10 protein-coding genes are annotated in these 14089 nt (G+C 70.2%); 7 read left to right on the top strand and 3 right to left on the bottom strand.

What is annotated here, in order from left to right:
- Window positions 1-186 precede the first annotated feature (186 nt).
- The 3 genes from accA (at window position 187) to AB0H21_RS30350 (ending at window position 4031) form a co-directional block, all read left to right on the top strand.
- Entirely contained in the window at window positions 187-1914 is a 1728-nt protein-coding gene (gene accA, locus AB0H21_RS30360; RefSeq protein ID WP_358523345.1) for an acetyl-CoA carboxylase carboxyl transferase subunit alpha, read from the top strand.
- A 108-nt stretch (window positions 1915-2022) separates the two neighbouring features.
- Complete coding sequence (locus AB0H21_RS30355) at window positions 2023-2547, top strand: biotin/lipoyl-containing protein (RefSeq protein ID WP_358523342.1); 525 nt, start codon at window positions 2023-2025, stop codon at window positions 2545-2547.
- A gap of 125 nt (window positions 2548-2672) precedes the next feature.
- Complete coding sequence (locus AB0H21_RS30350) at window positions 2673-4031, top strand: biotin carboxylase N-terminal domain-containing protein (RefSeq protein ID WP_358523339.1); 1359 nt, start codon at window positions 2673-2675, stop codon at window positions 4029-4031.
- A 160-nt stretch (window positions 4032-4191) separates the two neighbouring features.
- Here AB0H21_RS30350 and AB0H21_RS30345 read toward each other — a convergent pair whose 3' ends face one another.
- A complete protein-coding gene (locus AB0H21_RS30345) occupies window positions 4192-4443 on the bottom strand; it encodes a hypothetical protein (RefSeq protein ID WP_358523337.1) in 252 nt (83 codons plus the stop codon).
- Between the two features lie 26 nt (window positions 4444-4469).
- Here AB0H21_RS30345 and AB0H21_RS30340 point away from each other — a divergent pair, with 26 nt between their 5' ends.
- The 3 genes from AB0H21_RS30340 to AB0H21_RS30330 all read left to right on the top strand — a co-directional run bounded on the left by AB0H21_RS30340 (window position 4470) and on the right by AB0H21_RS30330 (window position 9523).
- On the top strand, window positions 4470-5864 hold the full coding sequence (locus AB0H21_RS30340; protein WP_358523336.1) for a hypothetical protein: 1395 nt from the start codon (window positions 4470-4472) through the stop codon (window positions 5862-5864).
- Window positions 5865-6590: 726 nt separating this feature from the next.
- The gene (locus tag AB0H21_RS30335) at window positions 6591-8624 is read left to right on the top strand and encodes an alkaline phosphatase family protein (protein ID WP_358523334.1); all 2034 of its coding nucleotides are present in this window, start codon (window positions 6591-6593) and stop codon (window positions 8622-8624) included.
- A 320-nt stretch (window positions 8625-8944) separates the two neighbouring features.
- Window positions 8945-9523, top strand: a complete 579-nt coding sequence (locus tag AB0H21_RS30330; protein WP_358523331.1) for an NUDIX domain-containing protein — start codon at window positions 8945-8947, stop codon at window positions 9521-9523.
- Window positions 9524-9614: 91 nt separating this feature from the next.
- Here the strand turns inward: AB0H21_RS30330 and AB0H21_RS30325 are convergent, their stop codons facing one another.
- Window positions 9615-11459 carry a cellulose binding domain-containing protein gene (locus AB0H21_RS30325; RefSeq protein WP_358523328.1) on the bottom strand — a complete coding sequence of 615 codons (1845 nt, stop codon included), beginning with the start codon at window positions 11457-11459 and terminating at the stop codon, window positions 9615-9617.
- Between the two features lie 1492 nt (window positions 11460-12951).
- Between AB0H21_RS30325 and AB0H21_RS30320 the strand changes: the two genes are divergently transcribed.
- Window positions 12952-13380, top strand: a complete 429-nt coding sequence (locus tag AB0H21_RS30320; protein WP_358523325.1) for a DUF4158 domain-containing protein — start codon at window positions 12952-12954, stop codon at window positions 13378-13380.
- A gap of 9 nt (window positions 13381-13389) precedes the next feature.
- Here AB0H21_RS30320 and AB0H21_RS30315 read toward each other — a convergent pair whose 3' ends face one another.
- Window positions 13390-13938: a GNAT family N-acetyltransferase gene (locus AB0H21_RS30315; RefSeq protein ID WP_358523323.1), complete on the bottom strand. Its 549-nt coding sequence runs from the start codon at window positions 13936-13938 to the stop codon at window positions 13390-13392.
- Window positions 13939-14089 lie beyond the last annotated feature (151 nt).

Raw genomic sequence — 14089 nt, 5'->3', positions numbered from 1 at the left:
CGGCCCGGTGCGGGGTCCGGTCCAGGGCGCCTCCATCGCCCCGCGAGCACCCGACCAGCGCCCAGAGGGAGGGTGTGCGGACAAGGAGATACGCCACCACGCCGCCGGCCCGCGTACCTCCGGCAGTGACGGGAGGAATGCCATGCGACCACACGCCCGACCCGCGGCCCGCGCGGAGCGCCCCGCATGACCGCCACCTCCGCCGCCCCGGCGTCCCGCACTCCCACACCCTTCGCGCCTCCCGCGCCCGCCGAGCCCGCCCCGCTGTGGGTGCACTGCCCCGGATGCGCCGCGCCCGTCTACGGCGAGCACTTCCGCCGCGGCCTGCGCGTCTGCCCGGCCTGCGCCCACCACGACCGGCTCGGCGCCGCCGAGCGGGTCGGCCAGCTCACCGACCCCGGCTCCTACCGGCCCCTGGCCGCCGCGCCCACCGTCTGTGACCCGCTCGGCTTCACCGACACCCGCCCCTACCCCGACCGCCTGGAGCAGGCCCGCCGCGACACCGGCCTGAGCGAGGCCGTCCTCTGCGGCACCGCCACCCGGGACGGCCACCCGCTGGTGCTGGCCGTCATGGACTTCGCGTTCATGGGCGGCAGCCTGGGCTGCGCCGTCGGCGAGCAGGTCACCGCCGCGGCCGAGCACGCCCTGGCCACCGGCACCCCGCTGGTGATCGTCTCGGCCTCGGGCGGCGCCCGCATGCAGGAGGGCGCGCTCGCCCTGATGCAGATGGCCAAGACCAGCCAGGCGCTCGCCGACCTGGACGACGCCGGGCTGCTCACCGTCTCGGTGGTGACCGACCCCACCTACGGGGGCGTCGCCGCCTCCTACGCCACCCTCGGCGACGTCATCCTCGCCGAGGCCGGCGCCCACATGGGCTTCGCCGGGCCCCGCGTCATCGCCGGAACCCTCCGCCAGACCCTCCCCGAGTGCTTCCAGACCGCCGAGACCCTGCTGGCCGGCGGCCTGGTGGACGGCGTCCTGCGCCGCCCCGAACTGGCCGCCGCCCTGACCCGCCTGCTGGCGGCGGCCTCCTGGGCCCGCCGCGGCCGCCCGATGCCCGCCGAATGGCGCGACAACGCCCCGCCGCTGGCACGCCGCGCCGAGGACCTGCCCGAGGACGACACCGCCGCCTGGGCCACCGTGACCCTGGCCCGCGACCCCGGCCGCCCCACCACCCTGGACTACGCCGGCCACCTGCTGGAGGACTTCCAGGAACTGCGCGGCGACCGCGCCTCGGGCGACTGCCCGGCCATCGTCGGCGGTATCGGACGCCTCGGACCCGTCCCGGTCATGCTCATCGGCCACCAGAAAGGCCACGACACCCGCGAACTGGTCGCCCGTAACTTCGGCATGGGATCACCCGCCGGGTTCCGCAAGTCCGCCCGCCTGATGCGCCTGGCCGCCAAGCTCGGGCTGCCGATCCTCACCCTCATCGACACCCCCGGCGCCCACGCCGGCGTCGAGGCCGAGGCAGGCGGACAGGCCCACGCCATCGCCGAGAACCTGCGCCTGATGTCCCGCCTGCCCGTCCCCATCGTCGCCGTGATCACCGGCGAGGGCGGCAGCGGCGGAGCCCTGGCCCTGGGCGTCGCCGACCGCGTGCTGGCCCTGGGCAACGCCGTCTACTCGGTGATCAGCCCCGAAGGATGCGCCGCCATCCTGTGGCGCGACGCCGCCGCCGCGCCCACGGCCGCCGCCGCGCTTCGCCTGGGCGCCCGCGAACTGCTGCGCCAGGGCATCGTCGACGCCGTCGTCCCCGAACCCGAGGGCGGAGCCCACCGCCACCCGGCCCTCACCGCCCGCCTGGTCGGCCAGGCGGTCGCCGCCACGCTGCACGAACTGGTACCGGCCGACCCCGCCCGCCTGGTGGCCGACCGCCGGGCACGCTTCCGCCGCTTCGGCCTGCGCGCCTGACCCGGCGCCCGGCCCCGTCCCCGTCCCCGCACCCGTGACATCGCGCCGGACATCACCCGGACACCGCGACCGATACCGCGTCCGGCACCGCGTCGAAGGAGGACGTGCATGACACCCGAAACCACCGGCCAGGACGAACGCGAGCAGGTGCTGGACTGGGTGGTCCGGCACGCCGCCCGGCTCGGCTCGGCCGGCCAGGCACCCCTGCGCCGGATCACCGTCTCCACCGCCACCCTGGCCATCGACGTCCAGTGGTCACCCCCACCCGGACCGGCCCCAGGCGGCCACGGCCCCGCCCAGGACGCCGCCCACCTCCCGGCCCACTCCGGCGCGACACCACTGGGCACCGCGGCCGATCCGGCGGGCACGGCCGACGGCACGGGCACGATGCTGGTCACCGCGCCCATGGTCGGCACCTTCTACCGCGCCCGCGAACCCGGAGCACCGCCGTTCGTCCAGGTCGGCGACCTGGTCGAGGCAGGCCAGCAGATCGGCGTCATCGAGGCGATGAAACTCATGAACGCCGTGCAGGCCGAGCACGCCGGCCGCGTCAGCGAGATCGTCGCCGAGGACGGCACGCCCGTGCAGTACGAGGAGCCGCTCCTGGCCCTGGTGCCCGGCGACGCCCCCTGACCTGTCAACGCCGCCTCAGGAGCGCCCCGAACTCCCGAACCGCTGAGTCGAAGGCTCGGCCATAGGCACAGCCGCCGGCCATCCCATCTGATCGTTTTCCTCGAAAGCCCGGAACCTGGAGCGCGATGTTCACCACAGTTCTGATCGCCAACCGGGGCGAGATCGCCCTGCGCGTGCTTCGGACGTGCCGCGAGATGGGCGTCCGCACGGTGGTCGCCCACTCCACGGTGGACCGCGACTCCCCGGCGGTCCACCAGGCCGACGAGTCCGTTCAGATCGGACCGGCCTCGCCGCGGCACAGCTACCTCAACCCGGCCGCGATCATCGCCGCCGCCCAGCAGACCGGCGCCGACGCGATCCACCCCGGCTACGGCTTCCTGTCGGAAAGCCCGGAGTTCGCCGAGATCTGCCACGCGCACGGCATCACCCTGATCGGCCCGCCGGCAGGCGTCATCGCGCGCCTGGGCGACAAGGTCGCGGCCCGTGCGTTCGCCGCCGAGGCACACCTGCCGCTGCTGCCCGGCAGCCCCGGACCGGCCGAAAGCGTCTCCGAGGCCGCCCGCACCGCCGACGCCGTCGGCTACCCCGTCGTCCTCAAGGCCTCCGCGGGCGGCGGGGGACGGGCCATGACGGTGGTGCACGACCCCGGCGACCTCGCCCGCGCCTACGCCACCACCCGCCAGGAGGCCACGGCCCTGTTCGGCGACCCGCGCGTCTACGTCGAGAAGTACCTCGACGCCGCCCGCCACGTCGAGGTGCAGATCCTGGCCGACGCCCACGGCGAGGTCGTCCACCTGGGCGCGCGCGACTGCTCGGTGCAGCGCCGCCGCCAGAAGCTCATCGAGGAGACCCCGCCCCCCGGCCTGCCCGCCGCCACCATCGAGCACCTGGGCGAGCTGAGCGTACGGGCCGCCCGCGCCGCCGGATACGTCGGCGCCGGCACCTTCGAGTACGTACTGGACGAGCACGGCGCCTGCCACTTCATCGAGGTCAACTGCCGGCTGCAGGTCGAGCACCCCATCACCGAGATGGTCACCGGCGTCGACCTGGTCCGCGAGCAACTGCTGGCCGCCGCCGGGCAGCGCCTGTCCCTGCGGCAGGAGGACCTCACCGGCGCCGGGGTGGCCATCGAGTGCCGCGTCAACGCCGAGGACCCCGCACGCGGCTTCCTGCCCACGCCCGGGCTCATCGAGGGGTTCGTGCCACCCGGAGGGCCGTTCACCCGCGTCGACACCCACGCCGCCGCCGGAACGCGGATCACCGCCGACTACGACCCGCTGCTGGCGAAGGTCTCGGTCTGGGCGCCCACGCGGGCGCAGGCGCTGGCACGGGCGGACCGGGCACTGGGGGAGTTCGCCGTCCGGGGGCCGGGGGTGCGCACCAACGTGGCGTTCCTGCGGGAGGTGCTCACCCACCCGCTGTTCCGGTACGCCAAGCACACCACCTCGCTGGTCGAGCAGATGATGGCCACCCCGCTGGATTGATCTACAATGTAAAGGCCATCGGTATTGGCCAAAACCAAGATCATTTAAGGACTGAAGACTCTACCGACGAACAGGGCTGCCGTTAACGAGCGGCAAACCAGGTGACAAGTAACCCGTCGGCGGCCTTCGGATCGAAGGGGGAACCTCAGGGGGCGCGTATCTACTTTGGACTGGAGATCTCCATGTAGATGCCGGCGACGGAAGGGGTCTGGCCCTTGCGCCTGCCGGTGGGGATGATGAGGTCGGGCTGGATCTGCTCGACGGACTCGCCGTTGGCCCGGCGCCGCGGCACGGTGTGCAGCATGTCGTCGGTGATGACCGGAGGCCGACCGTCGTGTTTGCCCTTGCGGGCCGCGGTGTCGAGCCTTTCCAGCGTCGACTCCCGGATGTTCTCCCGCTCCGTCTCCGCCATCGCGGGGAAGGCGGACCCGCAGGCGGGTGCTGATCTTCTCGTCGGAGCCCGCGCAACGTCTGGACATGCCGATGAGCGGATGGTCGAAAATTCATCCGCAAGAATTCCTTGCTCCCCGGCCGTACCATCGCTGCTGTTGTCGCGCCTGGCGGTCGCCGGCGTGGGCGTCGCGCCGGGAGGGGCCAATGAGCGATCTGGACCGCTACGTTGATGCGCTGTTCGACGACGACGCCGACGTGCCGGCGGGCATGGGTCGGGTGTGGACGCCCGAGCTTCATAGGTCCGTGATGGCCCGGCTGCGGGCCGGGTCCGGGCCGAGGACGCGCACCGTTTACGAGTACGTCTTCGGTATCCACAAGACGCCCGGGACGTATCGGTCGGGACGGCGGACGGAGTTGCGCAATGATCGGGAGGTCATGGAGGCCACCGATTACTGGGTTGAACGCTGGGCGGAGGGGACCGATTCAGAGCTGGCCGTACGCATCCTCGGGCACGGGGTCGAGGCCGCGGCGCGTCGGTACGACCGGGGCCGGGCGGCCGCGTGGTATGCGCTGTGGCGTCGGTGCAAGACCGGCGGGCCGCTTCGCAGGCACCGTGGGTTCTACACGTTCATGGAGGGCGGCGTCGACGACTGCCCGGACTGCGTTGGCGACATGGACCGGCTCGCCGGTGGCGGTTTCGACCGGGCCGCCGCCGAGTTGCTCGACGCGGGTGGTCCGGCCGCCGACTGGCCGGAGCAGGCGGTCAAGCTGGTCGCGTGGGTCACCGCACAGCGCCATCCGTTCTTTCGGCTGTTCGCCCAGCGTGCCGCCAACCGGGTCTGGTACATCGACCTATTTCGCGCAAGTGTGGTTGTGTTCGACGGCCGGTCCGTCGCCGCCTCGCCCGTGCCGTTCACCCTGAGCCCCGCCAGCGACGTCGACTTCGTCGCCGACGCGACCAGATGTGACCAGCAGATAGTGGCCTTCTCCGGCAAGCACAACTACCGAGCGGCGCAGCGCTACGGGCGCCACGTGCTGCTCGTGGAGGGCACCTACTACACGTCTCGCGGTGAGGCCGAGATGAACTACTCGGTCTGGCTGTCGCCGTCGACAGCTGAGGAAGCGGCCGGACTGGTCGAGGACTTCGCCGCCTCCTTGCCGCGGTCGTTCCGGCGGGTTCCGATCTGGTCAGACCCCAGACGCGGCTCTGTCATGCGCAAGTACAGCGGCGAGTTCGCCGTCGGAGTGTGGGGCAGCAGCTGGGCGACCGGGCTCCAGGGCGCCCAGCTCGACCGTGAGTTCGCCGGTGAGCAGGAAGCGATCGCCGCGCTGGAGGCGCAAGAGCTCGACTGGCTCAAAGCCGGAAAGGTACTTACCAACCTCTACCTACGAATGCCCGAACCGAAACCTAACCAGAACGACACCAACGAATCACACTGATCGCCGAGCCCTGGGCGCAGTGGGCCGGCCGCCCACCGGCGGTCGCACAGCAAAGATGCGATACACGACCCTTTCAATGTTCTCAATCGAGCCGCCGACCGCGGCACAGGTCGACACGATCATCCGCTCCGCGCCGCACCAGCGGTGGGTGTGGTCGTCGTTGGAGGGGTCGCGTGCGCCGGTCGGGGAGGGTCGTGGTTCGTTTTCGAAGCCGGCCTGTGTCAGGTGCTCAAGGGGCTTCGGCTCGCCCTGGCCGCCGACAGGGGCTGGACGAGGATGAACACGACGATCAGCAGCGGAGCGTGACCGCGGCGACGGTCATCGCCCAGCGCCCATCGCATCCATTCGTTCCGTTACCACCGGATCGCCCTACTTGGACATACATATGGCAATACATGTCTGTCTGCCCGTGTTCGGGGGAGGTTCACTGATCGTTACCGGGTGCGAAGTGGGCCGTGTCTACGGTTGCTCGCTGGCAGAAATGGACGCGAAGCACATAGGAGACACCGCCGTATGCCTTTCCGGTGGTCTTGGTCGCGGTGTCGGCCGCGCGGTGTCGGCCATGTGCTGTCGCCACAAGGAAGGATCACCGTGCGCATACCGCGCCCAAATATCCGAGGCGTGATGGCCTCGGCCCTGTTGGCATGCATCGCCCTTACAGGCACGGTTTCAGCGGCCGAGGCGAGTCCGGACGCGCCGAGTCCGGACACCAGCTCTTCGGTCGTCGTGGGATCCACCGCGGTTCCCAAGCCGGACCACGTGGTCATCGTGTTCATGGAGAACAAGGGATACGACCAGATCCTCCGGAACCCGTCGACCAGGCCGCAGGACCAGGCCCCGTACATCAAGTCCCTGGCCGCCCAGGGCGCGTCGTTCACCCAGTCGTACGGTATTACGCACCCGAGCCTGCCCAACTACTACGCGTTCCTGTCCGCCTCTGACATCGTGAACACCAATGACTGGCCGGCTCCGCAGTCCGTCGATACCGACAACCTCCCCAACCAGCTGGTGACCCACGGGTACAGCTTCGCGGACTACGCCGACCAGGGCCTCCCCACGCAGTGGCTCCGCTTCAAGAACATTCCGGGCACCCCGGGCAATCTGAACCCGATGGACAAGAGGCTGAAGGAGTTCCCGACCACCCCGGCCGGTTACGCCGGTCTGCCCACCGTCTCCTTCTACGTGGGCACTGGCGTGCAGAGCATGCATGACGGCACCATCGCGCAGGGCGACGCCTGGCTCAAGGACACCTTCGACCCCTACATCCAGTGGGCCAAGACCAACAACAGCCTCTTCGTGCTGACCTGGGACGAGGACGACTTCACCCCGCTCAACCGCATCGCGACGATCTTCGTCGGGCCGATGGCCAAGGCCGGCGACTACAGCGAGAAGATCAACCACTACAGCGTGCTGCGCACGCTTTTGGACATGTACGGCCTGGAGCACATCAACCACACGGCCGACGCGGACATCTCGACGATCATCGACGTGTGGGACCTGTCCACGACCGAGCGCCTGCAGGGCGCCGGGCGATGCCTGGAGAACCACCAGACCGGTCAGGGGCATGCGGACACGCTCGGCCTGTGGCACTGCGAAGCCGCCGCCGACCAGCAGTGGATCAGGCACGCGGACGGCACGATCCGCCAGTCCGGCAAGTGCCTGGCCGCCACCCCGAACGGGAACGAGGCCGAACTCGCCGACTGCGACGGCACCCCCGCGCAGACCTGGCAGCCCGGCACCGACGGTTCCCTGCTCAACCCGGCATCCGGCCGATGCCTCACCGTCCCCGGCTCCAAGGTCGCCAACGGAACCTCGGCGGAACTCCGGAACTGCGACGGCACGATCAATCAGAAGTGGCTGGTGCCCGGCTACAACGCGCCCCACTCGCTCACAGTCGACACACCCTCGACCGTCAAGCCCGGCGCCACCGCCACCGTGACCACCACCTACACCAACGACAGCAGCCCCCTGGCGCTTTCGAAGGCCTCCGTCGACCTCACCGTGCCGAGCGGCTGGACGGCCGAAGCCACCTCGCCCGCCACGTTCGGCTCGGTCAAGCCCGGCCAGTCGGTGAAGACCACCTGGACCGTCACCGCCCCGGCGGACGCGACGTCCGGCCTGTACGCACTGTCCGCTGAAGCCACCTTCAGGAACGCGAAGGTCAGCGACGAGGGCACCGGTTCGATCGACGTTCCGTACGCCTCTCTCGCCGCGGCGTTCAACAACCCCGGTACCACCGACGACAAGAACACCTCCGTGGGAGGCTTCGACACGACCCGCCACAGCTACTCCGCTCAGGCGCTCGCGGCGCAGCGCCTGATCCCGGGAACCACCGTCACGGCAGAGGGAGCCACTTTCACCTGGCCGAACCTGCCGGCCGGTGTCGAGGACAACGTCAACTCCACCGGACAGAAGGTCGAGTTCTCCGGTAAGGGCTCGAAGCTCGCCTTCCTGGGTTCGTCCTCCAACGGACCCTCGACCGGCACGGGCACGATCACGTACACCGACGGCACGACCCAGACGTACACGCTCTCCTTCAGCGACTGGACGCTGAACGGCGGCCGCGCCAGCGCGCTGCCGGGCAACGGCGTCGTGGCGAAGATGACCTACCGCAACAGCGCGTCAGGCCTGGATCGTGTGAGCACCTACCTCTTCTCTACCTCGGTGCCCATCGACCCGAACAAGACCATCGACATCGTCCAGCTGCCCAAGCCCGCCTCGGGCTATCTCCACTTCTTCGGAATGGAAACGGCCTCCTGAGATCTCCCCGCGGACGCCTCAGCACGGACACGCTGAGGCGTCCGCGGCGCAGCACTCCCGAGCACGACCCCGTGGCACCGGTGCCGCCCCCGCCGAACACCTGCTCACCGGCCCTTGCCCTTTCGGACCTGCTTGGTCTGCCCCTCCTCAGCGCCTACCGCCAATCCCCGTTCCCTCCCCGGGGGCCGGACAGCCCCGGGCGGCGCGTAATCGCGTTGCCTGGGCCGGGCACGGTGTGGAAGTCTCTCGGCCGAGACCGCCACGGGCGGATCGCCGATACGAGAAGAGCGGGGGCTGGGGGAGTGGTACGGAACGCCGAGATGTCCGGGGCCGCCGGGACACCACTGAACGAGGCACTGGCGGGGTACCGGCCGTCCACGCCGCAGGAGGCCGCCGACCTGAAGCGCCTACGGGCACTGCTGGCCACCGGCGGTGACCCATGGAGCCGCGCCACACCCCTGCACGTGACGGTGTCAGCCGTCATCGCCGACCCGGCCACGCGCCGGGTGCTGCTGCGCTGGCACGCCCGCCAGCAGACCTGGCTGCAGGTCGGCGGGCACGCCGACCCGGGGGAGAGCGACCCGCTGGAGGTCGTGCTGCGCGAGGGGCAGGAGGAGACCGGGCTGGCCGACCTCGCCCTGTGGCCGGGATCCTCCCTGATACACCTGGCCATCGTCCCCGTCGCCGCCGGAGGGCACGAACCGGCGCACGAGCACGCCGACCTGCGCTACCTCCTGCGCACCGGCACCCCCGAGGCGGCGCGGCCGGAGAACGCCTCGGCGCCGCTGCGCTGGCTGCCGGTGGAGCAGGCGATGGAGACGACATCCGAGGACAACGTCCGCGAGACCCTGTCACGGGTGGAGCGCCTGCTGCGGCACGCCCCGGCCGACGCCGGCTGAACCCCGCGCCGCGCATGGGCCGAGGCCGCACCCGGGGTCGCGGGTACGGCCTCGACGCTCGCGGGCGCACCACCGCCCGGCCGGCCAGGGGCTACGGCAGGGTCGCCAGGTGCGGCTTGACGGTGCGGGAGAAGTTCCAGTTGTTGGACGCGTCCCAGTTGATCGACCAGGTCATCGCGCCGCGGATGCCCGGGTAGGTGCGCGGGGGGACGAACGTGCCGCAATTGACGCGCTTGGCCAGGCAGTCCAGCGCGCTGTTGACCAGGGACGGCGCCACGACCCCGCCACCGGCCGCGCCCGGCCCGGCCGGCAGGCCCAGGGCCACCTGGTCAGGACGCAGCCCGTTCTCCAGCTGGATGCACGCCAGCGCGGTCATGAAGTTCACGGTGCCCTGGCTGTAAGCCTGCGCCTGGTCACAGCCCAGCATCGAGCCGGAGTTGTAGAACTGGGTGTGCACGACGGTGAGGATGTCCTTGATGGCCAGCGCAAGCTGGAAGTAGCTCACGCCGGTCGACTGCATGTCGATCGTCTGCGGCGCCATCGTGATGATCAGGTCGGCCCCGGCCTTGGTACGCAGGTTGCGCAGCGCTTCGGCCATGTAGGTCGGGTTGAGCCCGTTCTCCAGGTCGATGTCCACGCCGTCGAACCCGTAGGTCTGCATCAGGGCGTAGGCGCTGTCGGCGAACGCCGTCGCCGCCTGGGAACTGGCCACCTGTACGCGGCCGAGTTCGCCGCCCACCGAGAGGATCACCTTCTTGCCGCGCGCGTGCAGGGCCTGGATGTCGGCCTTGAACTGCGCCTCGGTGTACCCGCCTACCGCGCTGGCCAGCCCGGGGTCGAGGTGGAAGGAGAGCTGTCCGGCGGTCGCGGTGGCCTCGGCGAAGGCCACCGCGACCAGGTCGTACTCGTCGGGCACCGCGCTGAGCTTCAGTGCGACGGCCTGGTTGACGAAGTTGTGCCAGTACCCGGTGAGGAAGTGCTTGGGCAGCGGCCCGCCGCCGGTGCATCCGGTGGTGGTGGCGGTCACGGGGTCGCTGGCGGGGGACTCGCCCTGGGCGTTGTACGCCTTCACCGTGTAGGTGTGGGTCTCGCACGCGCCGAGGGAGGAGATCGTGGCGCTCGTCCCGGTGACGGTGGCCTTGACCGTCGTCCCCTCGTACACGCGGTATCCGGTCACCGTGCCGGAGGAGGCGCCCCAGGACAGGGCGATGGAGGAGCCGGTGGTGGTGGCGGTGGGCGTACCCGGCTTGCCCGGCACGGGGTTGGTGCACCCGGTGGTCGTGGCGGTCACCGGGTCGCTGGCGGGGGACTCGCCCTGCGCGTTGTACGCCTTCACCGTGTAGGTGTGGCTTTCGCAGGTGCCCAGGGAGGCGATCGTCGCACTGGTGCCGGTGACGGTGGCCTTGACGGTGGTGCCCTCGTACACCCGGTACCCGGTCACCGTGCCGGTCGAGGCGGCCCACGACAGGGCGATGGACGAGTTGGTGGTGGTCGCGGTGGGCGTGCCCGGCTTGCCGGGGACGGACGGGTCGGTGGTGCCGCCGCAGGACGCGCCGTTGAGCGTGCAGTTGGCCGGCACGGCCGAGCCGGGGCTGGCGATGAACCCGAACTTGGCCGAGGCGCCCGGCGCGATGGTGGCGTTCCAGCCCAGGTTGGTGAAGGTGAACCGCTGGCCGTTGCGGGACATCGTGGCGTCCCACGCGGAGGAGATCGAGGCGCCCGACGGCAGGTCGAAGGCGACCGACCAGCCGTTGATGGAGGTGGTGCCGCCGTTGTTGATCGTGTACGAGCCCTCGAACGCCGACCCCCACTCGGAGGTCTTGACGAAGGTCGCGGTGGGGGAGGCCGCGCTCGCGGCCCCTGGCGTGAGGAGCACGGCCGCCGCTGCCAGCACGAGGGTCAGGAGCAGGACGATGGGATTTCGTTTGGGGCGCATGGGGGTCCTCGGCCTGTGGGGGGTGGGTGTGGCGTGTCAGGGTCACACTTTCTTTTAGGAAAGTTTCCTAAGAGTTGTCGTGATCGTAGCTTCGACCCCCGACCCCTCACAAGGCCTAAAACCACACCCCGCCGGATCGAACACCCTCACCCCGCCCCACCCGCACGCCCAGCCACCCACCCGCACAGACAGCCACGAGACCCTCCTCGCACCGCCGGCCCCACAGCGCAGGGGAGCGAAAGACGACGGGCGAACCGGGGGAGAACCAGGGAGGGGAGAGCCGAAAGCGCGTCGCCGTCCAGGCCCCGGCCCCCGCTGGTGAACCAGTAGACGCAGCCGTCGCCCAAGGCTGCGGGCGGCCAACCGGCCGGCGCGTGAAGCGAACGGTGTCGCTCGCTCGTGCTAGGGGATCGGCCGGTTGGATGGTGATCGAGCTTCCCGTGGGGAGGCAAGACGGAAGCCGCCCTCGCGGTAGCGGAGGGAGTGCACCCGATCCCAGCGCAAGCGATCCGACCACCTCGCCGACAGCGCCCGGCCCGGCATCAGCCGCCGCAGCGCAACCTCCAGGGCCGGGCGCTGTCGGCGTGCAAACTCCAAGCCCGGGCCAGAGGGCACCTGGACGCCTCGTGACGGCCGATAAGTCTTGCGAGGGGAGGCGCTCATGTTTGATGCATAAGTGCGATTATGCATCAAACGCTCGGAAACGGCCTGACGAGAGACGCTCCGAAAGGCCCCGACCGGAGCCGCGCATCAGACAGCCGCCGCCACACGCCGCCGCCGAAGACGCCTCGGCGCGGCCCGTGACGCACCGGCGTTCCGGCCTCACGCGGAGACCTGCATACCGACGCGCGACCACTGGACGCACGCCCAGGCGAACCCCGGCCAAGGCCACAAGCGCGGCGAACGGCCTGGCCCGGGCGGCGTCGCTCGTAGTCAGGCGCCGGCTTCGGGCCGAATGCCTTCGTATGGCCGTCTCGGTCGCCGCGCGCCCGTCAACCACCTCGAGCGCCCGGCTACTGGGCGGGCCTGGAGATCCGTACGGATCTCCCTCGAGGTGTGCACCTCTCCATATTCCGATCTTGTTCTATCGATCATGGTCAGATCGTCCCGGCGTACCCGTCGTCGGCGCGCCGACGAGTTCTCGGCGGGGACGAGAAGGTGAAGTCCACTGAACAGACGCCTGGACGGATGTACTGACAATGCCCTGACCAGTACGAATAATACTTAACCGGACAGAAGCTCGATTCTGACTGGTTAGCAGGGTAACAGTACATTAAGCATATAACGCCCACAAACGGACTGCCCAATACCCTCAGGATTCCGCCCATTTCCCACCAAGTAGCCCCGCCCATGACCGCGTCTCCGCACACCGGCTCCGCTGGTACGCCTCCGCCCAGTCGCCTGGCCAGCCTCTCGGCACATCCATCCAACGCAGCCGACACTCCCCTCCCCCGCAGGCAGCACACGCCGCCTGAATCACCCAGCAAAGATCGTGCCGCGTAGCGTCGACCAGAAAGATCGACGAACTGGTCGAGCACTGGACGATCCTGGACGAGGAGATCTGATCGCCGGGAAGCGCGGTGCCACCCGCCTCGCTTTCGTGATCTTGCTGAAGTTCTACACCCGCTACGGCCGGTTCCCGCGCCGGCGCGGGGAACTTCCGGAGGCGGCGGTCGAGCACGTGGCCAAGCAGGTCGGCGTGATCGCTGCGGACCTGGCCTCCTATGAGTGGTCCGGGTCGACGATCGAATACCACCGCAGCCAGATCCGCGCCCACCTCGGTTTCCGCACGTGCACGGCGGGCCGGCGCACTCCTGGACCACGGCCAGGACGACGAGCACCCCAGATCAACCAAGATCCACTCAGTGCTAAGGTATCGCCACTTCGCGACGATACGCCGGGGCACGCACACGCCCTGTAGAGCACGAGGTCAGCCAGACGGCGTGGCCGAGGACCACACGCCGAACCACTGCTCGGCGCCGAACTCCTCGAACCGCTCCACCTCGGTGAACCCCAGCTTCGCCGCGAGGCGCATCGAGCGGTCGTTGGCGGTCTGGGTGCAGAGCACCACCGGCTCGCTGGGAAGCGCGCCGGTGAACCAGTCGAGTACCGCCGCGCACGCCTCGGCGGCGTACCCGCGTCCCCACGCCTCCGGCAGGAACATGTAGCCGAGCTCGGCCTCACCGCCGCCCGGACGGACGTGCCCCGGACGCTCCGCGTCGCGTCGGTCGAGCGTGATGATGCCGATCACCGCTCCGTCCAGATCGGCCACGAAAAGGCCGGGGCGCCGCCTGGGCACCTCGGGCACCGCGCGCTCGAACTCATCACGCGGTCGAGGGCCACCGATGTAGGTGCCAACCTCCGGCGAGGTGAACAGGTCGATGAGCGCCGCACGGTCCCGGGCCTCGGGCTCACGGAGCACGAGCCGCTCGGTCCTGATCGGGGCAGGTGGCCAGGCGACGGGTCCAAGCTCAGTCATTGGCGGGCAACCTATCGCACTCCCTGGCGGCGTAGACCCGGTGCGCCTTGCGCTCGGCCGCTCCGGAGATCTCGGCATCGAGGGCGGCGCTCTGCTGTACGCGTCGTTACTCCCACTACGAACAGCTACTTTGGGGCTCATCGCACGGACC

This window comes from Sphaerisporangium sp. NPDC051011, from assembly GCF_040653595.1.
Lineage (GTDB): Bacteria > Actinomycetota > Actinomycetes > Streptosporangiales > Streptosporangiaceae > Sphaerisporangium.
Note: the sequence above shows the minus strand (reverse complement) of the source record. Positions and strands in the feature narration are given on the sequence as shown.

Excerpts from the sequence above, each read along its gene's own strand:
- AB0H21_RS30315 (WP_358523323.1), bottom strand. The coding sequence starts at position 13,938 with ATGACTGAGCTTGGACCCGTCGCCTGGCCACCTGCCCCGATCAGGACC.
- accA (WP_358523345.1), top strand. The coding sequence starts at position 187 with ATGACCGCCACCTCCGCCGCCCCGGCGTCCCGCACTCCCACACCCTTC.
- AB0H21_RS30325 (WP_358523328.1), bottom strand. The coding sequence starts at position 11,459 with ATGCGCCCCAAACGAAATCCCATCGTCCTGCTCCTGACCCTCGTGCTG.
- AB0H21_RS30345 (WP_358523337.1), bottom strand. The coding sequence starts at position 4,443 with ATGGCGGAGACGGAGCGGGAGAACATCCGGGAGTCGACGCTGGAAAGG.
- AB0H21_RS30350 (WP_358523339.1), top strand. The coding sequence starts at position 2,673 with ATGTTCACCACAGTTCTGATCGCCAACCGGGGCGAGATCGCCCTGCGC.
- AB0H21_RS30330 (WP_358523331.1), top strand. The coding sequence starts at position 8,945 with ATGTCCGGGGCCGCCGGGACACCACTGAACGAGGCACTGGCGGGGTAC.
- AB0H21_RS30355 (WP_358523342.1), top strand. The coding sequence starts at position 2,023 with ATGACACCCGAAACCACCGGCCAGGACGAACGCGAGCAGGTGCTGGAC.